Annotated in this window: 16 protein-coding genes and 1 tRNA gene; 8 read left to right on the top strand and 9 right to left on the bottom strand. The window is 57.5% G+C overall.

Annotated features, from left to right (window positions below; translation table 11 throughout):
- Positions 1-70 precede the first annotated feature (70 nt).
- From ACGY09_RS21375 to ACGY09_RS21365, 3 genes are all read left to right on the top strand, one after another.
- Positions 71-2,440, top strand: a complete 2,370-nt coding sequence (locus ACGY09_RS21375) for a PPC domain-containing protein (protein ID WP_397569360.1) — start codon at positions 71-73, stop codon at positions 2,438-2,440.
- A gap of 173 nt (positions 2,441-2,613) precedes the next feature.
- Positions 2,614-3,345 carry a methyltransferase domain-containing protein gene (locus tag ACGY09_RS21370; protein WP_397569359.1) on the top strand — a complete coding sequence of 244 codons (732 nt, stop codon included), beginning with the start codon at positions 2,614-2,616 and terminating at the stop codon, positions 3,343-3,345.
- The gene (locus ACGY09_RS21365) at positions 3,330-4,523 is read left to right on the top strand and encodes an FAD-dependent oxidoreductase (protein WP_397569358.1); all 1,194 of its coding nucleotides are present in this window, start codon (positions 3,330-3,332) and stop codon (positions 4,521-4,523) included. Before ACGY09_RS21370 ends, ACGY09_RS21365 begins: the two co-directional genes overlap by 16 nt.
- 157 nt (positions 4,524-4,680) lie before the next feature.
- Here the strand turns inward: ACGY09_RS21365 and ACGY09_RS21360 are convergent, their stop codons facing one another.
- From ACGY09_RS21360 to ACGY09_RS21350, 3 genes are all read right to left on the bottom strand, one after another.
- Positions 4,681-6,285: a trypsin-like peptidase domain-containing protein gene (locus ACGY09_RS21360; RefSeq protein ID WP_397569357.1), complete on the bottom strand. Its 1,605-nt coding sequence runs from the start codon at positions 6,283-6,285 to the stop codon at positions 4,681-4,683.
- A gap of 289 nt (positions 6,286-6,574) precedes the next feature.
- Positions 6,575-7,639 carry a recombinase RecA gene (recA, locus tag ACGY09_RS21355; protein ID WP_373652954.1) on the bottom strand — a complete coding sequence of 355 codons (1,065 nt, stop codon included), beginning with the start codon at positions 7,637-7,639 and terminating at the stop codon, positions 6,575-6,577.
- A gap of 327 nt (positions 7,640-7,966) precedes the next feature.
- Positions 7,967-9,040, bottom strand: a complete 1,074-nt coding sequence (locus ACGY09_RS21350) for a lipid-binding SYLF domain-containing protein (RefSeq protein ID WP_397569356.1) — start codon at positions 9,038-9,040, stop codon at positions 7,967-7,969.
- A 504-nt stretch (positions 9,041-9,544) separates the two neighbouring features.
- Between ACGY09_RS21350 and ACGY09_RS21345 the strand changes: the two genes are divergently transcribed.
- A complete protein-coding gene (locus ACGY09_RS21345; RefSeq protein ID WP_397569355.1) occupies positions 9,545-10,354 on the top strand; it encodes a phosphoribosylformylglycinamidine synthase subunit PurQ in 810 nt (269 codons plus the stop codon).
- Positions 10,355-10,409: 55 nt separating this feature from the next.
- Here ACGY09_RS21345 and ACGY09_RS21340 read toward each other — a convergent pair whose 3' ends face one another.
- The 5 genes from ACGY09_RS21340 to ACGY09_RS21320 all read right to left on the bottom strand — a co-directional run bounded on the left by ACGY09_RS21340 (position 10,410) and on the right by ACGY09_RS21320 (position 14,950).
- Positions 10,410-11,012, bottom strand: a complete 603-nt coding sequence (locus ACGY09_RS21340; protein WP_397569354.1) for a uridylate kinase — start codon at positions 11,010-11,012, stop codon at positions 10,410-10,412.
- The gene (locus tag ACGY09_RS21335) at positions 11,009-12,364 is read right to left on the bottom strand and encodes a glycerate kinase (RefSeq protein ID WP_397569353.1); all 1,356 of its coding nucleotides are present in this window, start codon (positions 12,362-12,364) and stop codon (positions 11,009-11,011) included. The genes ACGY09_RS21340 and ACGY09_RS21335 overlap by 4 nt, the downstream gene beginning before the upstream one ends.
- Before the next feature lie 145 nt (positions 12,365-12,509).
- The gene (locus ACGY09_RS21330) at positions 12,510-12,728 is read right to left on the bottom strand and encodes a hypothetical protein (RefSeq protein ID WP_373652959.1); all 219 of its coding nucleotides are present in this window, start codon (positions 12,726-12,728) and stop codon (positions 12,510-12,512) included.
- A gap of 491 nt (positions 12,729-13,219) precedes the next feature.
- Positions 13,220-13,912 carry a dephospho-CoA kinase gene (gene coaE, locus ACGY09_RS21325; RefSeq protein WP_397569352.1) on the bottom strand — a complete coding sequence of 231 codons (693 nt, stop codon included), beginning with the start codon at positions 13,910-13,912 and terminating at the stop codon, positions 13,220-13,222.
- A gap of 90 nt (positions 13,913-14,002) precedes the next feature.
- Positions 14,003-14,950 carry a ribose-phosphate diphosphokinase gene (locus tag ACGY09_RS21320; RefSeq protein ID WP_373652961.1) on the bottom strand — a complete coding sequence of 316 codons (948 nt, stop codon included), beginning with the start codon at positions 14,948-14,950 and terminating at the stop codon, positions 14,003-14,005.
- A gap of 301 nt (positions 14,951-15,251) precedes the next feature.
- Here ACGY09_RS21320 and ACGY09_RS21315 point away from each other — a divergent pair, with 301 nt between their 5' ends.
- From ACGY09_RS21315 to ACGY09_RS21300, 4 genes are all read left to right on the top strand, one after another.
- The gene (locus ACGY09_RS21315; protein ID WP_397569351.1) at positions 15,252-16,703 is read left to right on the top strand and encodes a UDP-N-acetylmuramoyl-L-alanyl-D-glutamate--2,6-diaminopimelate ligase; all 1,452 of its coding nucleotides are present in this window, start codon (positions 15,252-15,254) and stop codon (positions 16,701-16,703) included.
- A gap of 1 nt (position 16,704) precedes the next feature.
- Positions 16,705-18,120 (top strand): UDP-N-acetylmuramoyl-tripeptide--D-alanyl-D-alanine ligase, encoded by a 1,416-nt coding sequence (gene murF, locus ACGY09_RS21310; RefSeq protein ID WP_373652963.1) that lies wholly within the window; start codon positions 16,705-16,707, stop codon positions 18,118-18,120.
- Between the two features lie 342 nt (positions 18,121-18,462).
- Positions 18,463-18,828: a hypothetical protein gene (locus ACGY09_RS21305; protein WP_397569350.1), complete on the top strand. Its 366-nt coding sequence runs from the start codon at positions 18,463-18,465 to the stop codon at positions 18,826-18,828.
- A gap of 156 nt (positions 18,829-18,984) precedes the next feature.
- Positions 18,985-19,692, top strand: a complete 708-nt coding sequence (locus ACGY09_RS21300; protein ID WP_373652965.1) for a carbonic anhydrase — start codon at positions 18,985-18,987, stop codon at positions 19,690-19,692.
- Between the two features lie 362 nt (positions 19,693-20,054).
- Here the strand turns inward: ACGY09_RS21300 and ACGY09_RS21295 are convergent.
- Positions 20,055-20,138: transfer RNA gene (locus tag ACGY09_RS21295), tRNA-Leu, on the bottom strand.
- Between the last annotated feature and the right edge of the window lie 374 nt (positions 20,139-20,512).

Genomic DNA, 20,512 nt, shown 5'->3' with positions numbered 1-20,512 from the left:
CACCGGCGACGATTCCGCTTCCTTTCCTTGTCCGTCGCTGCCTGTTGCCGACTCCCTTTTCGAGCCTGTCATGAACACCCTCCGCTGGATCGCACTGACGCTTACCACCGGGTTAGGCCCCTTCGGTGCTGCAGCCGTTGCGCAGCTCGCGCCGGAAATTGGTTACGTTCACCCTGCGGGTGGTCAGGTCGGCTCCACGGTCGAGGTGGTGCTGGGAGGTTACGACTGGACTCCGGACATGCAGCTTTTCGTGCATGACTCGCGCGTGCAGATTGAACTGTTTGGGCCCCCGTCACCGGTCCTGATCACCGAGCCACCTTACTGGTTCGGGGCGAAAGCGCGTGGCTACGCCTGGCCACTTCCCAGAGAATTTCGTGCTCGGCTGACCATTCCCGCCGATGTCGAACCGGGATTCGTACGATGGCAGGTGGCCAATGCAAACGGGGTCTCTCCGACTGGAGTTCTTCACCTGACCCGAACGCCGGAAGTGATCGAAGACCTTCGCCGTACCACTGCGCAGGAACTTCCCGATCTGCCGGTCATTGTCTCGGGACAGATCCGGCGTATCGAAGAGATCGACCACTACACGATTCGTCCACGGCACAACGGGATGGTGACGGTGGAATTACTCGCTCATGCACTCACCTCACCAACGAACCCAATGTCTCTTCACGGTGTGCTTCAGGTCCATCATGAGCAGGACCAGAAAGTCGCCGACTGCACGGCCTCTGAAGGGAACGACCTCACAACAAGCTTTCGGGTTGAAGCGGGCAGGGGATATCGGATCAGTCTGCACGACCTCGATTTCGCCGGGGACCGTTCATACGTCTACCGTCTGCTGATCCACCCCGGTCCCCGAGTAATGGCAGCTTATCCTGCAGGGGGAAAACGAGGCGAACGACGGATGGTCGAGTTTGTTGGCCGGGGAATCGAGACAGGCGCAGATGCGATGGAAACCGTGACCCGGGAAATTACTTTTCCAGCAGACGAAGCGAACAGCACCTTCGAGTATGTGCTTGAGACTCCACAGGGACCTTCGCGCCCTTACCAGTTTTTCCTCTCGGATTACCCCGAGCATGTCGGCGGGCAGACCATTACCGAGCTACCCGCAGCCGTGACCGGAAGACTGGACAAACCATTCCAGACCGACCGGTACGCGGTCACCATGAAGCAGGGGGAGGTCTGGCAGATCAACGCCAGATCGCAGACCAGCGGTCCGGCACTCGATCTGGATCTGACGATCATCAGTCCTGATGGTACGGAGCTCGCGGGCATTGATGATGTTCCCGGATCAACCGATCCGGAACTTCTCTTCACAGCACCGGCAGACGGAGTGTACCGAATCGACATCTCGGATCGCTCTTCGCATAGTGGTCATCAAGCCGCTGCGTACCGCATCAGCTTCGAGCGACCGGAGGAAGGTTTCTCACTGAGACTCCCCGAGTCGCTCAGTATTCCCCTGGGAACGACGGTCAAGCTCCCCGTCGCAGTGACTCGCCGGGGAAGTTTTCAAGGGCCCGTTCCGCTGCAGATCGAAGGGTTTCCCAGCGGCGTCACGACCGCGTCGAACCTCGTCATCCCGGAAATGCAGAATGAGCTCGTGATTGATCTTGTTTGTGCCCCGGACGTCGCTGTCTCGGCAAGTCTGGCTCGCATCACAGCACGAGCAGCGGGACGCAATGCCAAGCCTTTGACCAGCAGCAAGCCGATGGTGATGGCCATCACCATGAAGCCGCGCATTAAGATCACACCGGAAGGGCTCGACGATGTCAGCAAGGTTCGCCGTGGCAGCACGCATCTCTTCCCCCTGAACATCCAGCGCACAGAGGGGTTCGATGGGGAAATCACTCTGGAAATGACGGCGAAACAACAGCGTCATCGACAAGGTCTGGCGAGCGACGAAATGATCGTCCCCAGTTCAGTCACGCGTGTGGAATATCCGATTTTCGTCCCGGAGTGGATGGAGACGACGAAAACGAGTCGCATGATTCTCAACGGCGCAATCCGCGTTCCCGACCCACAGGGAAACATTCGAACGCTACTTCAACGCATGGAACTGCGGCTTGGGATTCTGCCCGAAGGGGCCATTCTGAAGTTGGGATCCAAACCGGCAGAGTATTCCGTCCCGATCGGTGGGCAACTCTCGATTCCATTGACGGTCTCCTGCCTCCCCGAATTTCGCGAGCCGATTCGAATCGAACTGGTTCCGCAAGAATTCCAACAGGGCCTGGTCTCTGCGGACAGCATCACACTTCGACAAGGCGAAAGCAGTACATCACTGTCCGTATGGGTGACCGACGATCCGGGTCTGATCGGACCGCAGGATCTCTTGTTTCGAGCAACCGCGTATCAGGAGGGCAAATGGCTGGTGAAGTCAGAGACAACAGTCGTGCTCGAAGTCACCGCCAAAGCTCCCGCGACAGCGGCGACTGCGCGATGAGTCGGAACAGGGTCCGTGCAAGAACGACGCTGCTACCCATCACAGTTCAGGATGAAAGCCCCCTTACAAACGACGTTACTAACAGCGACTCTCGCAACAAAGTTTATGGAATGTGTTTCTTTTCCAGACTCGGTTCAGGGACGCGAGACAAAGATCGATGATATACTCTCGCCATGAAAATCCTGCTGTCTCGACTCGGTCTCGATTTGAGTGAACGCCGGCTCCAGCCCGAATGGATGGACCAGCCGGGCCTGGATGCTGATTTTCATCGAACGGCGCTACTGGCTCTGGGGCGTATCAATGCGATGACTTCCGTCCATCGCTCGTTCTGGCCTGTCATCCGCCGAATGGCTGCTGAGGATCCAACACGGGAACTGAGGGTCCTTGATGTTGCCTGCGGAGGAGGCGATCTCGCCGTACGGCTCGCACTTTGTGCTCGTCGCGAAAACCTGCGGGTGACTGTCGATGGCTGCGACATCAGTCCGACAGCGATCGGGCTGGCTCAGGAAAGAGCCAGAACGGCAGGAGTGAATTGCCACTTCTTTCCATTCGACGTGAACCAAGGGGCATGGCCAACGGACTATGACGTCATCGGCACATCTTTGTTCCTCCATCATCTCACCAATGAAGATGCCGTTCGTCTCTTAAGGACCATGGCTACAGCGACGAAACGAGGTGTTATCGTGCACGATCTGGTCCGTGGCTATTACGGATATCTGATGGCGCGCTATGCCGTGTGGCTGGTGACGTTCTCACCGATTGTTCATTCTGATGGTCCTGATTCGGTTGAAGGGGCGTTTACTGCAAATGAACTGCAGGACATGGCTCAGCGCGCGGGACTGCACGGTGCCACAATCAGTCGCAGCTGGCCCGCCCGCATGCAGCTCGAATGGAAAAAGCCTTGAAGCCGCTGGAGCCATTCACGGCGAGAGACATACAGCAGAAGCTCTGGGATGTCGTGGTCATCGGTGCGGGAGTGGCCGGATCCGTGGCAGCACTGCAGGCGGCCCGCCTGGGAATGCAAGTTCTGCTGATCGACAAACGTCGTTTCCCGCGGCGTAAGGTATGTGGTGCCTGCCTCAATAATTTGGCACTGGGTGTGCTCCGTCAACTTGGTCTCACCAAGGTAGTCCAGGGCCTTGGGGGAACGGACATCAATGACTTCTCGTTCCACGTCGGCAGACAGGTACTTCATGTTCCGCTGCCGGGCGGAATCGCGGTTTCCCGTGAGGCTCTGGACGACGCGCTGGTGAAGGAGGCGATTTCTGCGGGGGTTTGGTTCCTGCCCGAAAAGCTTGCAAAGCTGGGCCCTTTAGTAGGCGATTGCCGCGAGGTCACGATTCAGCAGGAGGGGACTGAAATCAGTGTCAGGGGACGGTGTGTCATTGTGGCTTCGGGTCTGGAATCAGTCGGTCCCACGGAATCGAGTGAATGGAAGACTGAGGTTGTCGCGTCGTCCCGAGTTGGAGTAGGCTGCCTGATCGACGAACCAGAAGGTCATTTCGCTAACGGGACAATCTGGATGGGAGCAGGGGCAGGAGGATACGCCGGGCTGGTCCGTGTCGAAGGAGGACGACTGAATATCGCAGCAGCCCTCGATCGTGATTTCCTGCGTCAACAGAGGTCACCTGCCACGGCGATCAGGGCGATATTGGAACAATCAAAGATGCCGGTCCCCGCGAGCCTCATGGCAGCAGAATGGCAGGGAACCTTGCAATTGACGCGTACCACCAGACCCGTTGCCAGCGATCGCGTCTTCCTCATTGGGGATGCTGCAGGCTACGTTGAACCGTTCACGGGTGAGGGTATGGCATGGGGATTGTTAACGGCACAACAGGTCATGCCCTGGATTCAGCAGGCGGTCGCTCGGACGGATTGGTCACCGCAGGTCGGCCAGGGATGGGAGCAGGAGTATCAAACGCTGATCGCACATCGACAGAATCTGTGCCAGCGGTTTGCCTGGTTTTTACGCTCACCGACGCTGCTTTCGACGTCACTGTTCGTCGCAACGGTATGGCCGGGATTTGCAAAGCTTCTTGTAAACCGTTTGAACGCTGCTCCCAACCTGACTCCTCAGAGATAGGCCGAACCCGAGCGGCACTCCCTGTTCGTCAGCTCAATCGATAAAGAAACAACAGTCGCCTGCCAGGTGAGCACCACAAGCGGGAATATCACTGGCGATTCCCTTCGTGACACCAACGGGCTGCTTGTAAGACGGACGCTGATCGGGATTGCGGGACTTATTTGCCGGGCGGCGAATCCTGAACGATGACGATCCGTCCCTTTCGGATTTCTGGAACGATAGAACGGGGATCTCCATCCAGTCGAATGGTGACGGGTCCCGAAAGGTTTCTCACGGCCGCGTGAAATTCGGCCGGCGTGTGGACCGGTGTCTTGTTTACGTGGGTAATGAAATTCCCGACTTGCAGGCGCGCGGTGTCTCCCGGAGAGTCCGGGTCAACCCTGGTCACCAGCACCCGTCGCATGTCGACCATGGGGTCACGGAGACGATCGATCCCGGTCGGATAATCAACTGTGATTCCGCGCCACGGTTCATGCCGGGGATTGGTTTCAATGATTCCCTCGTCATCCAGGACTGGCCACTTGCCGAGCTTGACCTTCACGTCGAACCGATTGGGGCGGGTCCCCTCACGCCAGATCGAGACATCGATCTCGGTTCCCGGTGCATAGAGTCCGACCAGCCGAAAGAGGTCCGTCCGGGACAGGACTGGTTGCCCGTTCACGGCGAGGATAACGTCATTAACACTGATTCCGGCGAGTTCGGCAGGCGAGCTATGAGCACACTCGACCACGATCGCGGCAGACTGTTGCGGCATGTCCGTATTCAGCCGTTGAAACTCGTTGCCGTTAATTTCGCCGGGGACAATCCCGATCATGCCGTATTCAACGGCCTGCCCGTCAAGCAGTGTGCGAACGATTCGACGGATGTGCTCATCCAGCGGCAAAGCAAATCCGACAGATTGTTCATAGCCTTCAATGGCCGCGAGGGAGGTGCTGATGCCGATCAGGTCGCCCTTCAAGTTCAAGACCGGCCCACCACTCAGCCCCAGATTCATGCGAGCATCAAGTTGCATGACCGCACCGAGACGATAAAGCATCGAAACTTTGGCTCGTTCTTCCATGTCAAACAATTGCTGACGACCAAACGAAATCGGTTGCCGTGTCAGATTGCTGACCATTCCCCAACTGACGCTCGGCGAACCATCGCGAGCGATGGCATAGGGATTACCGAGCAGAATGACGAACTGACCTTTACGGGGCGGGGGAGCCAACTCCCAGTTCAGGCTTTTAAAATCCTCGGGATTGATATTCGCCCCTTCCCAGTCAAGTCGCAGAACGGCCAGGTCACTGCGAGGATCTGCGGCAATAATTGCCGCGCGACACGACCGACGGTCTGCAAAATTGACCAGCAATTCCGTTTTGTCCGCCGCTTTGACATTGGGGTACACCGGGCCACCCCGGACAACGTGAAAGTTCGTCAGGACCAGTCGCTCGTCAGATTCCGTGGGACTCACGATACAGCCCGCACCAAAGTCATTTGGTCGCACGTCAACGTCACGCAATTCCCGCTGAACGCGCGGCAGTGGAAAGATCCTCTGGTCTTCCGCCGCCGCTTCAAACGGAGCGGGCTTGAATCGGGCGATGCTGACGACCGAACGTTCCCATTGTTCGACCACCTTGATGATCGAATCTTCCAACGCGACTGCGGGGTCCTGGGCGAGAAGGGACGTCGAGGAAATCACGACGCAGACGATCACGGCAAGACCAGACCGCAAGCGGGAACGATGGCTGTTCGAAACGTTGATTTCCTGACGCATCATCATCCGCTTCGCTCACTGGAGAAGAGGCATGGGGACGGAATGTCCATCCGAGACGACAGTGGCCATCGTGCACTCCGCAGATCTCGCCAGCCAGTCTCGTTGTCCTGGCTGTGCAGGTTGAACATATCCAGCGTTTGGCCGGGCCGAGCGACGACGAGTCTTCCTTCCCCACCGTTTGCGAAGCGGGGATTGATTCTGTTCGGTGTTGCAATCAAGTCCTGGTCTGACATTGGAGTTGAACGCCTCAAGAAGCAGGAGGAAGAGCCCGTCGCCGTCTCATGTTCGATCTCGATCAGTCCTCGCCCGCTCCTGCCAGCTTCTGGCCACTGGCGTAAAACGCGGCCATGACTTTTTCCCGCAGTTCTGCCGTGACTTCAGGATGCTCTTCCAGGTAAGTCCTTGCCTTGTCACGTCCCTGACCGAGCTTCGTGGCACCGTAGACATACCAGCTTCCACTACGGTCGACGACATTATACACCGCCGCCATATCGAGGACATCACCTTCCAGGCTGATTCCCCGGGTCCCCAGCATGTCGAACTCGGCCACGCGGAATGGAGGAGCCACCTTATTCTTGACGATTTTGACCTTCATGCGGATGCCGATCATGTTGTCGCCATCCTTCAGCACTGCCAGCTTGCGAACATCAACTCGGCACGAGCTGTAGAACTTCAGTGCGCGGCCCCCCGGTGTCGTTTCCGGTGAACCGAACATGACGCCGATTTTCTCGCGAATCTGGTTGATGAAGATGACTGTCGTCTTGGCTTTAGAGATACAGCCGGTCAACTTCCGCATCGCCTGACTCATCATGCGTGCCTGCAGACCGACGTGCGAGTCACCGATCTCTCCCTCTAATTCTGCGCGAGGAACCAGAGCGGCGACCGAGTCGACGACGATGATGTCCACCGCATTGGACTTGATCAGCATTTCAGCAATTTGAAGTGCCTCTTCCCCGGAAGAGGGCTGGCTCACCAGCAGTTCTTCCAGATTGACACCCAGTCGCTTGGCCCAGGCGGGATCGAGGGCGTGTTCGGCATCGATAAACGCCGCAACACCACCTTCTTTCTGGGCATTCGCCACGGCGTGCAGTGCGAGCGTCGTCTTGCCGCTCGATTCCGGTCCGTAGACTTCAATTATGCGACCGCGAGGGAATCCCATTCCCCCCAAGGCGAGATCGAGAGATAACGAACCGGTTCCAATTCCAGAAACGGTCATCGACGCGTTGTCAGAGAGCTTCATGATGGAGCCCTTGCCAAACGCTTTCTCAATCTGGCCCAAAGCATTTCCGAGCATCTTCTGTTCATCGGACTCGGAAGGGTCGGAATCGTGATACGATTTGGCCGATTTAGCCTTGGCCATAGCAGACATCCTTGGAGAAATGACCCGGGATTTGAAATCGCCTGTGCGACATTGATCACTCAGAGTAGTCGAAAGTAGGCATTCCTTCCATCATCCGCAAGCCCCCAATTCGCTGCTTTTCCGCATGAAATGCAGGAAATCGTCCACTGTTTGCCTCAGCGGCAACCGGACGTATTTACACTCACGGACAGAGGCGACTCGTACAGCCCAATTAACCCGGTGCGCAGGGAAAAGGCCACGCGACATCTAAATGCCGGTGGCCTCCATTCACTGAGATTTCATTTAACTGATGAATGCTCGACGATTCGCGTCGCTCTCATCCTGAACTCAGTCGATCGACTTGCGGGTGGAGACAGGCGGGGGAGGGAGTTCCAGCAGGGGCTGCGTCGTCGATACGGCCTGTGCGTATTCACGCAGTTGCTCGAACGTGTTCTGGAATTCGGGTCGGACAGTCAACCGCCGATACTCGGGCGAAGAACTGATCTTGGTGAAGTGCGCAATCGCTGTGGAGAGTGAATCCTGTGAGGGATACACGCCCGATTCTCGCAGCTCTTTCGGAATCGCCAGATAAGGCCGCCATTCCGGGCTGAGAATGGCTTGAAGCTGGTCCGAGTTCCGTACGAGCGAGCGTCGCAAGCTTTCGATCAATCTCGGAGAAACGGTCGCTGGTGCTGGTTCTTCCGTGGGAACGACAGGAGTGGCGGGGGGCGCACCGGGAGCAACGACGATGGGGGGCGGAGTCAGATCTGTCATGAGCTGTCGCAGGTCATTTGCTTCGTTGGGAACGCGCTTCGGCAGAGTCCCCGATGGGGTTCCGTAGTAGAACGCATGAGCATCGTGATCAATTTCAAGAGCGGATCCGTCGAGTGAAACACCGACGAAAAGTCCCCGGCTGCGCGAGTACGACAGAATTTCGGACCTGAGCGTCGCATCCGTTCCCGCCGCCGCTTCGCGCCCCACCGGCCCGGCCGAAGCGGAAGCATCGACCCCCACGGTAAACTTCCCTTGCAGCAGTCCGTCGACTCCCTTACGTGTCGTGAACACCAGAACGACGTCTGTTCCCTGAATCCCTGCCTGCCAGCCGACACTCCCGCCCGTGAGCGTCAGAAACTGGGGAAGACTCCATTCACCATCGTGATCCCGCACCAGAACCACGCCGTGCCCACGACGCGCACCGGCAATAAACCCGATCTTGATGACGTTGGGGATAATGGCGATCCCTTGAGCGTCCTGGAGCAGTTTCTGAGGAATCTGTTTCCCGGGAATGGCCATCAGTTCCGAGATGACCTGCTCCGCAGCAACCATCGTTTCGGCCGGTCCGTTCGCCATCAGGGGCCGGGAAACACCTGTTGTCAGGCCGCACGAGCAAAAGATGAGCGCAAGAATCAAATACCGTCGCATGATTGAACTCCATTTCCGATACGAGGCAGAACACCGTTCAGGGACAAATCGCCGTACTCAGCCGGAGACCCGATTCCAATCGCTCGTCATTCCCAATCCATCTTCTCAACGCAGCGAAACAACAAGAAACACTGGCCTCGCGAACCCCTGCCGTTCCCTTTTGCGGCCTGACGGCGAAGACACCTGAACTTCTGCAAACCAGTCTAACCTAATATTGCGGCTTGCGAAGTGTCCGCAGGAGAATCACGCAACGAAAGTGCCAAACCTTCAACTCCCCGATTCGGTTCCGCAAAGCGTCGCGCGGGTGGAACAGCACGTTTCTCACTTGGCTCACGCTTCGCCGGGCGGAATGGGCGGAAAATTCGCTGCTCTTGGAAAGAAAGCTCGATCCGAGCCGGTTGTGACCCGGCCGTGCGCAGTTATGATAGGCGGTCAAGAGTTGGGAATGGATCTTCGTCGCACATCCGACGAACGATCGGTTCCTCTGTAAGGAATGAATGGAAGATGGCTTCGCCTCGCGTTTGTGTGCTGCGTGCACCGGGTACAAATTGTGACATTGAAACGGCTTACGCTTTCGACACTTGCGGTGCACGGGCCGACCGGGTGCATCTGTTCCGGCTGATCGAACAACCCCAACTGCTCGATGACTACCAGATTCTGTGTATCCCTGGCGGATTCAGCTACGGCGACGACATCGGTGCAGGTGTGGTCTTTTCAAGCCAATTGCGAGGCCATCTCGGCGAATCCGTCAAGCGCTTTCTGTCGTCTGACAAGCTGGTTCTGGGAATCTGCAATGGTTTCCAGACGCTGCTGAAAGCTGGCGTATTACCCTACGGGGCCGAGGGATGGGGCACCTCCGAACGCAGCGACGCTGACGCCACTCTTACCTGGAACCACAACGGAAAATACACAGCCCGCTGGGTTCACCTGAAAGTCGGTCAGTCGAACAATGTCTTCCTCCGCGGAATCGAGTCCCTCGATCTTCCCATCGCCCATGCCGAAGGACGACTGGTTCCGAAAGATCCGAGTGTTGTTCAGCAGTGGCAGGAGAAAGGACAAATCGCAGTCCAGTACGCGGACTGGGTTCAGGGTGATCCCTCACGCCCTGTCAACGCGCGCTGGAGCGCCAATCCGAATGGTGCTGTCGCTGATATCGCCGGACTCAGTGACCCTACCGGAAGAATTCTGGGACTGATGCCACACCCGGAACGCTTCCTGTTCGCCACCCAACATCCCCACTGGACACGACTGAAGCTGGAAGGGGACGGCGCGGGTTTGAAATTGTTCCAGAACGGCGTCGCCTACTTCGGCTGAGAAGGGATCTCATGCGGGTCGCTCAGTCAATGTCCTGGGCGACCCCGAAAGCGTCTCAGTCCAGATTCCGCCAAGGCTGAATTTTCAGCTCGCTGGCGCGCAGATTACACCACGAGATCTGCTCGATGCCGCTGGCAAAGTGGGGAAAATACGAGTCAACCAGCTCGTCTCGGGCAGCAGCCTGCAGCGTTACACCGTCTGGAATCCCCACCGACTTGAGAAGGATCAGTTCTTCTGCAGGCCAGAGTCGCGCGGTCCAGGCCGCCAGAGAATCACTCGTCACGTCCCAGTGATGGGGAAGGGGTAAGCCCGAAATCGGCTCTTCCTCACGCACAAACTGGTGGAAGTCCAAAAGCAGAGGAGCAGCTCTCTGCTTCCAGTGTTGATCGGCAGCAGCGCGCGAAGCAACGGTCGTCCACGGCAGGAGTGCCTCCAATAGTTTGCGATTGAGGTCGAGGCTGGAAATTGCCAGCCAATGAGCGACTTCCTGAGTCAGATGATGAGTCTTGCTCCAGCTCCGTACGACGTCCGTCGTCGCTCCCCCCCCAATCAGAATCAGACAGCGCTCGCCGGGTCGCTGGGCCAGGACTGCCAGCAGGCGTTCGGCAAGTCCCGGGAGCGTCAGCAGACTCCCCCCGAGTTTCAAGATGACTGTCATCGTGATTCACCCGCCACCAGGGCCATCTGCAGATCCATGACGTTGGTGTGAGTGGGACCAGTCTTGAGCAGTCCACCGACCTGATTGAAGAAGGTATACGAATCGTTAATCGCCAGGAATGTTCGAGGATCAAGCCCCTTGTCCTGTGCGGACTGTTGCACCGTCGCGTCGAAGAACGCCCCCGCTGCGTCAGTAGGCCCATCTTCGCCGTCGGTACCGCCTGACAGCACAATCAGACGACTCAGATCCCGATTCCCCCAATGACATCCCGCCGCCAGAGCCACTTCCTGATTCCGCCCCCCAACTCGGGGCAAATCCGTTTCGGCGAGCTTCACGACGGGTTCTCCCCCACCCAGGAAACAGATGCTGCGGGACGAAGCCTCTCTTAGTGCGGTCGAAGAAAGTTCCGCCAGTTCCACCCCAATTTCCGAGGCAACTCCCTGTCGGTCCGTTCCCAGAAGACGAACCTCAAAGCCCCGACGACGGGCTTCGGCCGCAGCCGCATTGACTGCGGTCTGATTGTTCCCAATCACAAAATTGTGACACTCGATCGTCGATTTCTCGTCCGCGACCGGCTTGCCAATCTGCTGGCGCAGGGCATTCCACACGGAGGCAGGGACGGAACTATGGGCTGAATCAGTCCCCGCAAACCGCTCCAGCACGGCCAGAGCGTCTTGAGCGGAGTCACAATTGGCCACTGTCGGCCCTGAGGCAATGATGCCGAGCGGGTCACCCGGCACGTCCGAGATGATCAGGGCGATCATGCGTCCTGCCGGAGCCGCGCGCAACAGGCCCCCCCCTTTGACGCGTGACAATCGCTTGCGAACCGTATTCAGTTCGTGAATTGTCGCCCCTGAACGCATCAGCAGCCGCGTCACGGTGAGCTTGTCTGCGAGGCTAACACCCTCAATCGGAGCAGGGAGCAGAGCGCTACCTCCACCAGAGATCAGCACGAGACAAAGGTCGTCCGGCGTCAGAGAGTGGACAAGTTCCAGAATCTGCTGGCATCCGTGGACACCCGCCTCGGTCGGCTCGTTTACTCCAGCGGGCCTTGCCGGATGCAGATGGATCTTTTCCAAGGAACGAACGCAATCCGCAGGGACATTCACCCAGCCAGTGAGTTTGTCCAGGAAGCGACTTCCCAATGCGTCTTCCACACCCGCAGCCATTCCGGCTCCGGCTTTCCCGGCACCGACGACCACAAGACGCCGCAGCGAATCAAGGGAAATTGTCTCACCACAAATCGTGAGACATGAGCGGTCGGCGGAAATCGCATGACGTACCAGCGCGGTCGAATCAACGGCGGCAACTCCCGCTCGCCAGATTGCCTCTGCCTGTTGCTGCAGAGTCACACCAGTTCCCCTCTGAATGGAGAGCGAACTGGTGCCCCATGCTCCAGGGGCTCATCGTACGTTTCGACGGCCCCGTCCAATCGCAACGACTGGATTCCGGCAGGCACGGGGAAATCGCTCTCGACCTGCTGGAAGAATAATGCGTTCACGCGCCGGGACGCAATCGCATGTAGGCAGACAGAATTTCGTAGAGATCGGTGGAAACCTGGATCTCATCATCCGCAAAGTCGCTCACCCAGGTCCGATTCCAGCGGGTCGCGTCAATGAGGGCGCGAGAGATGTCTCCCAGGCGGACAGTGACATTTTCGGGGACATCTGGAGTGGATTCTTCTTGACCTGTAAAAATCCGAAGGCGATGGCGCATGATTTCATCCCTGATGTCATACCGACAGAAGATTTTTGACCGGCCTCGAATTTGGGCCACGCGGTCAGCTAAGAATTCGACATTGTCGGTTAGGCAACTTGACCGAATCTGCGGAAAAATCCGACAGGACTATCTGTGCTCATTATTCCGCTCGTACAGAGCTTCAAGGACACTTGTCCAGACTCGCTTCACCCGCGCAGAACTTGCCTGTTTGGAACGAAAAACCGATCCATTGATGGGGTCAACCGGCAGAAATTGGCGACAGCTTCCTGCTGACACTCGGACTGAGTCACGTCGAATTCCCGTCCGGCGGGGACTGCGCATTCTCCCCGTTGCGACCAATCAGCAAACGCCTCCTCTGGAGACGTTACGACAAGTTAATGAGACGTATTCCGGAGAAGGGATATCTCTGACGTGCAAACCCCCAGCTCGATCGAGCAGCAGGGGGAACCACTGGTGTAGAGAACGAAAGATGGCGCCATCGACTCAAGTCAGTTGATGTAACCGCGCTGGCAGAGTTCCGCGAGTAATTGACTCCCGGCATGATCGAGGTCACTGTCATTGAGGACGGTAAAATCGGCCCCCCTTTGCTTGCGATCCAGGCTCCACTGACTCGCCTCACGCCGATGCAGTTCGTCAGCCGTCCATCCCCGGTTGTCCCGCACTCGCTGCAAACGGATCTCATCGGGGGTTTGCACGTAGACCACCAGGTCGCATTCCTGATTCCAGCCCGCCTCGAGCAGGATCGCGGCATCCAGCAGGACAGCAGCCATGCCCGATGCAGCCGCCCGCCCGAATTCCTCGACGGCCTTTCTTATGATTTCCGGATGAACGACTCGTTCCAGCTCGTGCCGGGCATTCAGGTGGTCCGGGGTCGAGCCAAAAACCTTCTTCGCCAGTGCCGGCCGCGAAATTCTTCCGTCTGCGCCGAGAATCTCGGAACCAAACATCGCACGCAGCGCTTCGACAACGTGTGGTTCGAGTAGTGCTTCATGCCCTAAGGCATCTGCATCAATCACACTCACGGGGGCATGCGCAGCGACCCATTTTGCCACGGAACTCTTGCCCGATCCGATGCCTCCGATAATGCCGACAATGGGAATACCATGCCGAAACACCCCGGGTCGCCCAGCGGGGACAGTTCGTGCTTCATCGCGAGGCTTTGCTGCGTTTGGATCGTTCATGGTTTGTGTGCGGAGGGCCGCTGGTCCTGTAACACGCTGCAAACGCGGGACGGGCACACGCCCCCACTGCACAATCCACTGATCGACAGCTCAATCGAACAGATAACTGACCGATTCATTTCTGTGAATGCGTCGAATCGCTTCACCCAGAAGTGGAGCCACCGAGATGACGCGAAGGTTGGGGAGCATTTGCTCGGGTTTCAGGGCCAGACTGTTCGAGACCACGATCTCAACAATGGGAGCTTCCCGTAACCGTTTGACGGCTTCGCCGCAGAAAACGGCATGCGTCGCCCCGACATAAATCTTGCTGGCGCCGAACTGGGCCACAGTCCTGACAGCACCGACCATTGACCCCCCGGTGGTGATCATGTCATCAAAAATGATGGCCGTTTTGCCTTCGATCGGCCCGCCGATCAAGTTTTCCTGCCGGGTCTCGAACGCGTTCGCGCGACGTTTATCGACGATGGCAAAACTTCCCCCCAGATGGTCAACGTGCTGGAGCGACCGTTTGATGCTCCCTTCGTCAGGGCTGACGATGACCAGATTTTCCGTGGGCAGATTCAGAGACCGGAAGTAATCGTCCAGAATCGGTGACGCGTACAGGTGATCCACAGGGCAGTCGAAAAAACCCTGAATCTGCGCGGCGTGCAGGTCCATCGCCAGTACCCGGTCCGCACCGGCTTTGGTAATCAGGTTGGCAACCAGTTTGGCAGTGATGGGAACGCGTCCCATATCCTTGCGATCCTGACGTGCGTAGCCGTAGTAGGGGATGACGGCGGTGATGCGTTCAGCGCTGGCACGCTTACACGTATCAATCATCACCAGCAGTTCCATCAGGTTCTCATTGACCGAGGGGCCTGTTGGCTGAACCAGGAAGACGTCACGACCTCGGACATTGGTATCCAGACGGACCGAAATTTCCCCATCAGGAAAATTATCGAGTACCACAGAACCCAGTCCAATACTGAGGTACGACGCGATCTCGGACGCGAGCTTCGGATTGGCGCGACCACTCAGGATGCAAAGTTCTTCATACATGAAAATTCGGGTGTTCGGCTGAAGGCGTGTGGCGGCGTCACCCCGTCGGGGTTTCAATTACCCTGTCAGGTTTCCATCCCTGCCAGATTCTCATAAAGCCGCCGCATTCTGAGAGAAGCCTCCTGCGGAAGCAAGCCCGATCGCCATCCAGAATGAAATCGTCTTGACGCTTTCGGGTGAATCAAGGACAAGTCCGACGCCATCGGGTTTGCGTTTCGATCGCAGGGAGGCGTTCGTGCGTCACGCGAGTACTTTTCCATGTGCCGTCAGTTTAAGGCGGCTACTGCCTCAGGCGACCTTCGTGGGATGCACGAATCTGTGCGTCATCGATGCCGTCGAAAACAGCTCGGATGTCCGTGAAGGGACACTTTTTGCCGTCATCCGCGGTACACGCGTTGATGCCCATCAATATATCAACGAGGCCTACATTCGTGGTGCCGCGGGACTGCTCGTCGATCGGCCACATCCCGAAATTCCGTTGCCTCAATGTGTTGTACCGGACGTCCGATCGGCCTTCTCCCGTATCTGTGAATCCCTGTCAGGAAATCCGACGCGCCTTCTCAACATCGCGGGCGTAACCGGAACGAACGGGAAAACCACCACCGCATGGCTGATCCGCAGTCTGCTGGAAAAGTCGGGACGGCGAACAGGCCTCCTGGGAACAGTCGAGTATTCGGACGGCCAGCAGAGCGAACCGGCCACACTGACGACTCCCGATTCTCGATCACTCGCACAATGGTTCGGCCGCATGGTTGCGGCGGGAACAACCCATGCCGCAATCGAACTTTCCAGTCATGCACTCCACCAGGGCCGTGCCGCCGGAGTCGAACTCGGTGCGGCCGTCGTGACCAATATCACGCAGGATCACTTCGACTATCACAGCACGTTCGAGGCCTACCGCAGCGCAAAAACCCGTATTGTGGAACTGGTCCAGCCGGGGGGGATGGTCGCCCTGAACGTCGATGATCCCGCCGGTGCCTGGTCCGTTCGCAACCACGTCTGCGAATCCTTGTCCGCCGTCAGCTACGGTTTGAGCACACTCGCCGACGTGAGTCTTCAGATTCGCGACGAATCGTTGTCTGGCACCCGCTTTCGCCTGGGTCTGCATGGACGCCATATTGAGTGTGCGACACGACTTATTGGACGCCATAACCTCTCTAACATACTTGCCGCTTCCGCTGTGGCCTTCCACTTTGGACTGACACCTGAAGAAATCGCCGAAGGAATCGAAACCTTCCATCGAGTTCCCGGCCGCATGGAGCAGATCGACTGCGGACAGCCCTTCGATGTCTTCGTCGATTTTGCTCATACCGACGATGCTCTGCAGCGTTGCTTGAACAGCCTGAAAAGCCTCACAGCAGGCCGAGTCATTGTCGTCTTCGGAGCAGGGGGGGATCGCGACCGCGGCAAGCGTCCTAAACTGGGCAAGGCCGCAATGCTGGCGGACGTCGCCGTCGTCACCAGCGACAACCCTCGTACAGAAGATCCAGCCAAGATTATCGACGAAATTCTGGCGGGGATGCAGAACGACGGCACCGTCACGATCGTCGAGCAGGACCGGCGGGAAGCCATTTGCAAAAGCCTGCAAATGGCCGCCCCGGGAGACTGCGTCCTGATCGCCGGAAAAGGACATGAGAACGAACAAGTCATCGGTCGCGAACGATTCTCATTTGATGATCGAAAGATCGCGCGTGAATTTCTGCGAGAGCGGTGGCAACCACTTGCTCGCCCACCCGAGAGAGTGAGCGCTTAATATGCAGCGGTTTAGCCTCCGAGACCTGACACGGGCAACAGGCGGTCGGCTTCGGGACGTCAGTAACATTGACGCTTGTTTCGACCGAGTCTTCATCGACTCACGCGAAGTCCAGCCAGGAAGTATCTTCTGGGCACTCAAGGGGGAACATCTTGACGGGCATCACTTCACCGGTGAAGCTCACCAGCGCGGTGCTCACCTGTCCGTAGTCGCTGCCGAATCTGCATCGGCTGTCTCTGGGGCCGTTCTGATCGTGGATAATCCACTGACCGCATTAGGTCGGTTCGCCGCATGGCATCGCCATCGACTGGACCCGCTGGTCATCGGCATCACTGGAAGCGTAGGAAAAACGACAACGCGTGAGCTGACTTACGCGGCCCTGGGCTGTCAGTTTCAAGGGATCCGCAGCCGCAAAAACTACAATAACCTGATCGGACTGCCGCTCAGCCTGCTCGAGCTGAATTCGTCGCACGAATTTGCCGTCATAGAAATGGGTGCCTCACGCGTCGGGGATATCCGCGAACTTTGCGATATTGCCTGCCCCGAAATTGGTATTGTCACCGCAGTGGGCCCAGCCCACCTCGAGTCTTTTGGCTCACTTGCCGCAGTCTTTCAGGCCAAAGGAGAGTTACTTGAGCAACTGCCGACAACCGGCTTTGCCGTGCTTCCGGGTGATGATCCCGATCTGCGCCAAATGGCTGATCGGGCACCGTGTCCTGTCATTTTTGTCGGCCAGGGTGATGACAATCACATCCAGGCCACTCAAATCGAACCCCGTCCCGGCAATTTGCGTTTCCACTGCGAAGGAACCCGATTTGACGTTCCCGTCAACGGGCGACACGCGGTCTCCAATGCACTTTGCGCGATCGGAGTCGGTCTTGAAATCGGCATCCCGATCGAGCAGCTCGCGAGCGGTCTCGCCCGGTTTTCACCCCCTCCAGGACGTGGCGGACTTCAGAAAATTGGTCCGTGGACGGTGCTTGACGACACGTATAACGCCAGTCCGCTTTCCGTCGCCGCCGCGTGCCACGCGTTAAATGAACTGGCGATTCCCGGTGTTCAGAAACGGATGCTGGTGCTGGGCGACATGCGAGAGCTCGGCTCGACCTCGAAAATGGAACACGAACGAATTGGCCGCCTGGCGGCTCAGTTGCAGATTGATCGAATACTGGTCTGTGGTGAGTTTGCAGACGATGTTGCGCGGGGAGCGATCCAGTCAGGGATGAACCCCGAACAGGTTGCGGCGGCGACCCATGTCGAAAGCCTTTTGGCAGTCCTGAACCGCTGGCTGGAACCTAACGACATCCTGCTGGTGAAAGGATCGCGATCAACGCGAATGGAACGAGTCATCGAGTGGCTGAACTCATGTGCAGAATTTGCATTCACTGCCGAACGACAACAAAAAGCCTGCGCCTGAAAGTCACGTCGGCAAAATCTTGACGTTTTGGGATTGCAGCGAATCCCACTGGAATGTATCGAACCTCTTACATGTTGATGACACTTCGCAGGAAGTTTTCACTAAGGATCTACGTCTCGTTTTCGATGCAGTCGGTTCCGTCACAAATCGATCGATTTGCGGAAATCGGTCGTTCGTCCGGGTCGCGCCGGATACCCAAGCTTCGGTGGCATTGCAATCTCTGGGTCGATGGCTTTGTCATCATGTCGTGACGGAACCAAACCCGGGCGCTGAGACTGTCCTCTCAGCGCCCGGAACCTTTTTTATAGCCTGCAATTCGCCTTCTCGTTCGGAATAAGCTCCATGACTCGTCCGCAATCTGTACTGGGAGTCTTCCTGCTTGTCGTGACCGTCTTCTCTCTGACCTGGCAATCCACTCGGGCAGGGGATGAGGACCAAGCGCAAACGACAACGAAGTCATCTGCGGGACTCACTGAAGCGGAATTACTGGAACGAATTGATGCCCTGGAACTGAGAGTGAGCCAGCTTGAATGTACTGAGACAGGAGTCCGCCAGATCGAGAATTCTGCCAGCACTGCGGCATCCGTCCCTCGCAAATTATCTGAAACTCATTCCGAGCCATCACCCTATCAGTCGCAGAACACCAATGGGACATCATGGAGTTTCCGAACACTCAGCCATCGTGGAGCGGCCCGAATTGTCAGGTGACCTGAATCACCGTGTGCGACTCTTCTCGTCCTGACCTGCCAAGCCTTCGTGGCAAACGGCGGAACCCGTCATCATCAGGTTCTTCGAGAATAATCGCGCGCGGTCATTTCTCAGGTTGCCGATGGCAATCACCCTCTTTCCAGAAGAATCCTCACGATGGATCAGTTGCTGACGGGCATCCACCAGTTCCACACAAACGTCTTTCAAAACGAGCGAGAATTCTTCGAGACGCTCGTCTCGGGGCAACACCCCAGTGCCTTGTTTATCGGCTGTTCTGACTCGCGGGTTGACCCCTCGATTATTATGCAGGCCCAGCCGGGCGAGTTGTTCGTTCTGAGGAACGCAGGAAACATCGTCCCCTCTCACGGAGCATCGAATGGAGGCGAACCCGCCACCATCGAATATGCGGTGACGGCTCTCGGCGTTAAGGACATCATCATCTGCGGTCACTCTGGCTGCGGGGCAATCTCAGCCATGCTTCAGCCCGACAGCATGAAGAAGCTGCCACTGGTGCGGGGCTGGCTGTCGCACGCAGAGGCAACTCGCCTGATCGTCGAAGAAAATTACTCAAAGTACCACGGACGGGAACTGCTCGAAATCGCGATCCGCGAGCACGTGCTTGTGCAGATCGAAAATCTCCAGACTCATCCCGCTGTCGCCGTCAAGCTGCAACGAGGTGAACTGCAACTGCATGCCTGGATCTATCAGATGGAAACGGGTGAAGTTCACGCCTACTCGACCAAAGACGGCGGTTTCGCGCCGCTCAACGGCCTCGCCCCTCACGAAGCCAGCAAGCGCAACGTCGCCAATCCTCGCAAGGCCCCCGCGCAGCCCGCTCGCTCGCGTGCCAGGAAGAAATCGTAATTCGAGCAGAACGTGTGGCACAGTCTGGCCGCGTCAGACAGCGCGGCCGGCCTTTCGGCGGCGACGTTTTACTCTCAGATCGTTTCATGTCCACGGATTGCAGGCGCAGTGGCGGCCGAGCATAGTGGCGCGATCGACGAAGCCTGCTCAAGAATCGCGCGACATCAGAGAGCAACCATGCGGTCTCAGTCGCAGGGGGTTTGAACGCACCTCGGGAGTGTCAGGCTTGAGGTTCCACTCCCAAGCATGAGCCAGCCGCGCGAAGTCGCAGAGAGAAGTCGCAGATGGGTGTAAAAAAACTCCCCGGGACGAATCACGGGGAGCTGTTGCCAATCAAGGATATCGAGCGGCATGCGGAAAAATGCGAGAGGGGGGAGTCGAACCCCCACACCGATTAAGGTACAGGATCCTAAATCCAGCGCGTCTGCCAGTTTCGCCACTCTCGCGGGAAACTGAATCATAGCAATCGTCTGGGGTGGCGGCAAACGTGCCCTGTACCAGAAGTGGCTCCGCTTTCCGCCCTGGGCGACTCAACCGCCGATCGCCAATCGCAGTGCCGCCGGAGGATGAAGTCGGGTCCCCCCGTTATCAGGGCCGACTTACGGGAATCAAAGACACGCCTCACTCAGGACAAAACGCAACGTGTTGGCACTTCATCTTTACTGACCTGAAAAGTCCCCCTATCTTCGCGGGTTTCGGACTGGGAGTCAGGAAAGATTGGCGTGAAGAACTCGCCAGAAACAGTGAAGATGAATCGGAACGGCAAACTCTCAGGGGTTCGCCCACAAAGCGAAGCTGGAGAGCTCATGCCATCCGATGA

The organism is Schlesneria sphaerica, from assembly GCF_044336245.1.
Lineage (GTDB): Bacteria > Planctomycetota > Planctomycetia > Planctomycetales > Planctomycetaceae > Schlesneria > Schlesneria sphaerica.
The sequence above is the reverse complement of the archived record's forward strand: the minus strand, read 5'-3'. Positions and strand labels throughout refer to the sequence as shown.

Bases quoted from the DNA above. Each gene is read 5' to 3' on its own strand.
- ACGY09_RS21370 (WP_397569359.1), top strand. From the start codon at position 2,614: ATGAAAATCCTGCTGTCTCGACTCGGTCTCGATTTGAGTGAACGCCGG.
- coaE (WP_397569352.1), bottom strand. From the start codon at position 13,912: ATGAACGATCCAAACGCAGCAAAGCCTCGCGATGAAGCACGAACTGTC.
- ACGY09_RS21350 (WP_397569356.1), bottom strand. From the start codon at position 9,040: ATGCGACGGTATTTGATTCTTGCGCTCATCTTTTGCTCGTGCGGCCTG.
- ACGY09_RS21375 (WP_397569360.1), top strand. From the start codon at position 71: ATGAACACCCTCCGCTGGATCGCACTGACGCTTACCACCGGGTTAGGC.
- ACGY09_RS21340 (WP_397569354.1), bottom strand. From the start codon at position 11,012: ATGACAGTCATCTTGAAACTCGGGGGGAGTCTGCTGACGCTCCCGGGA.
- murF (WP_373652963.1), top strand. From the start codon at position 16,705: ATGCAGCGGTTTAGCCTCCGAGACCTGACACGGGCAACAGGCGGTCGG.
- recA (WP_373652954.1), bottom strand. From the start codon at position 7,639: ATGGCCAAGGCTAAATCGGCCAAATCGTATCACGATTCCGACCCTTCC.
- ACGY09_RS21360 (WP_397569357.1), bottom strand. From the start codon at position 6,285: ATGATGATGCGTCAGGAAATCAACGTTTCGAACAGCCATCGTTCCCGC.
- ACGY09_RS21365 (WP_397569358.1), top strand. From the start codon at position 3,330: ATGGAAAAAGCCTTGAAGCCGCTGGAGCCATTCACGGCGAGAGACATA.
- ACGY09_RS21305 (WP_397569350.1), top strand. From the start codon at position 18,463: ATGACTCGTCCGCAATCTGTACTGGGAGTCTTCCTGCTTGTCGTGACC.
- ACGY09_RS21300 (WP_373652965.1), top strand. From the start codon at position 18,985: ATGGATCAGTTGCTGACGGGCATCCACCAGTTCCACACAAACGTCTTT.
- ACGY09_RS21320 (WP_373652961.1), bottom strand. From the start codon at position 14,950: ATGTATGAAGAACTTTGCATCCTGAGTGGTCGCGCCAATCCGAAGCTC.
- ACGY09_RS21345 (WP_397569355.1), top strand. From the start codon at position 9,545: ATGGCTTCGCCTCGCGTTTGTGTGCTGCGTGCACCGGGTACAAATTGT.
- ACGY09_RS21330 (WP_373652959.1), bottom strand. From the start codon at position 12,728: ATGCGCCATCGCCTTCGGATTTTTACAGGTCAAGAAGAATCCACTCCA.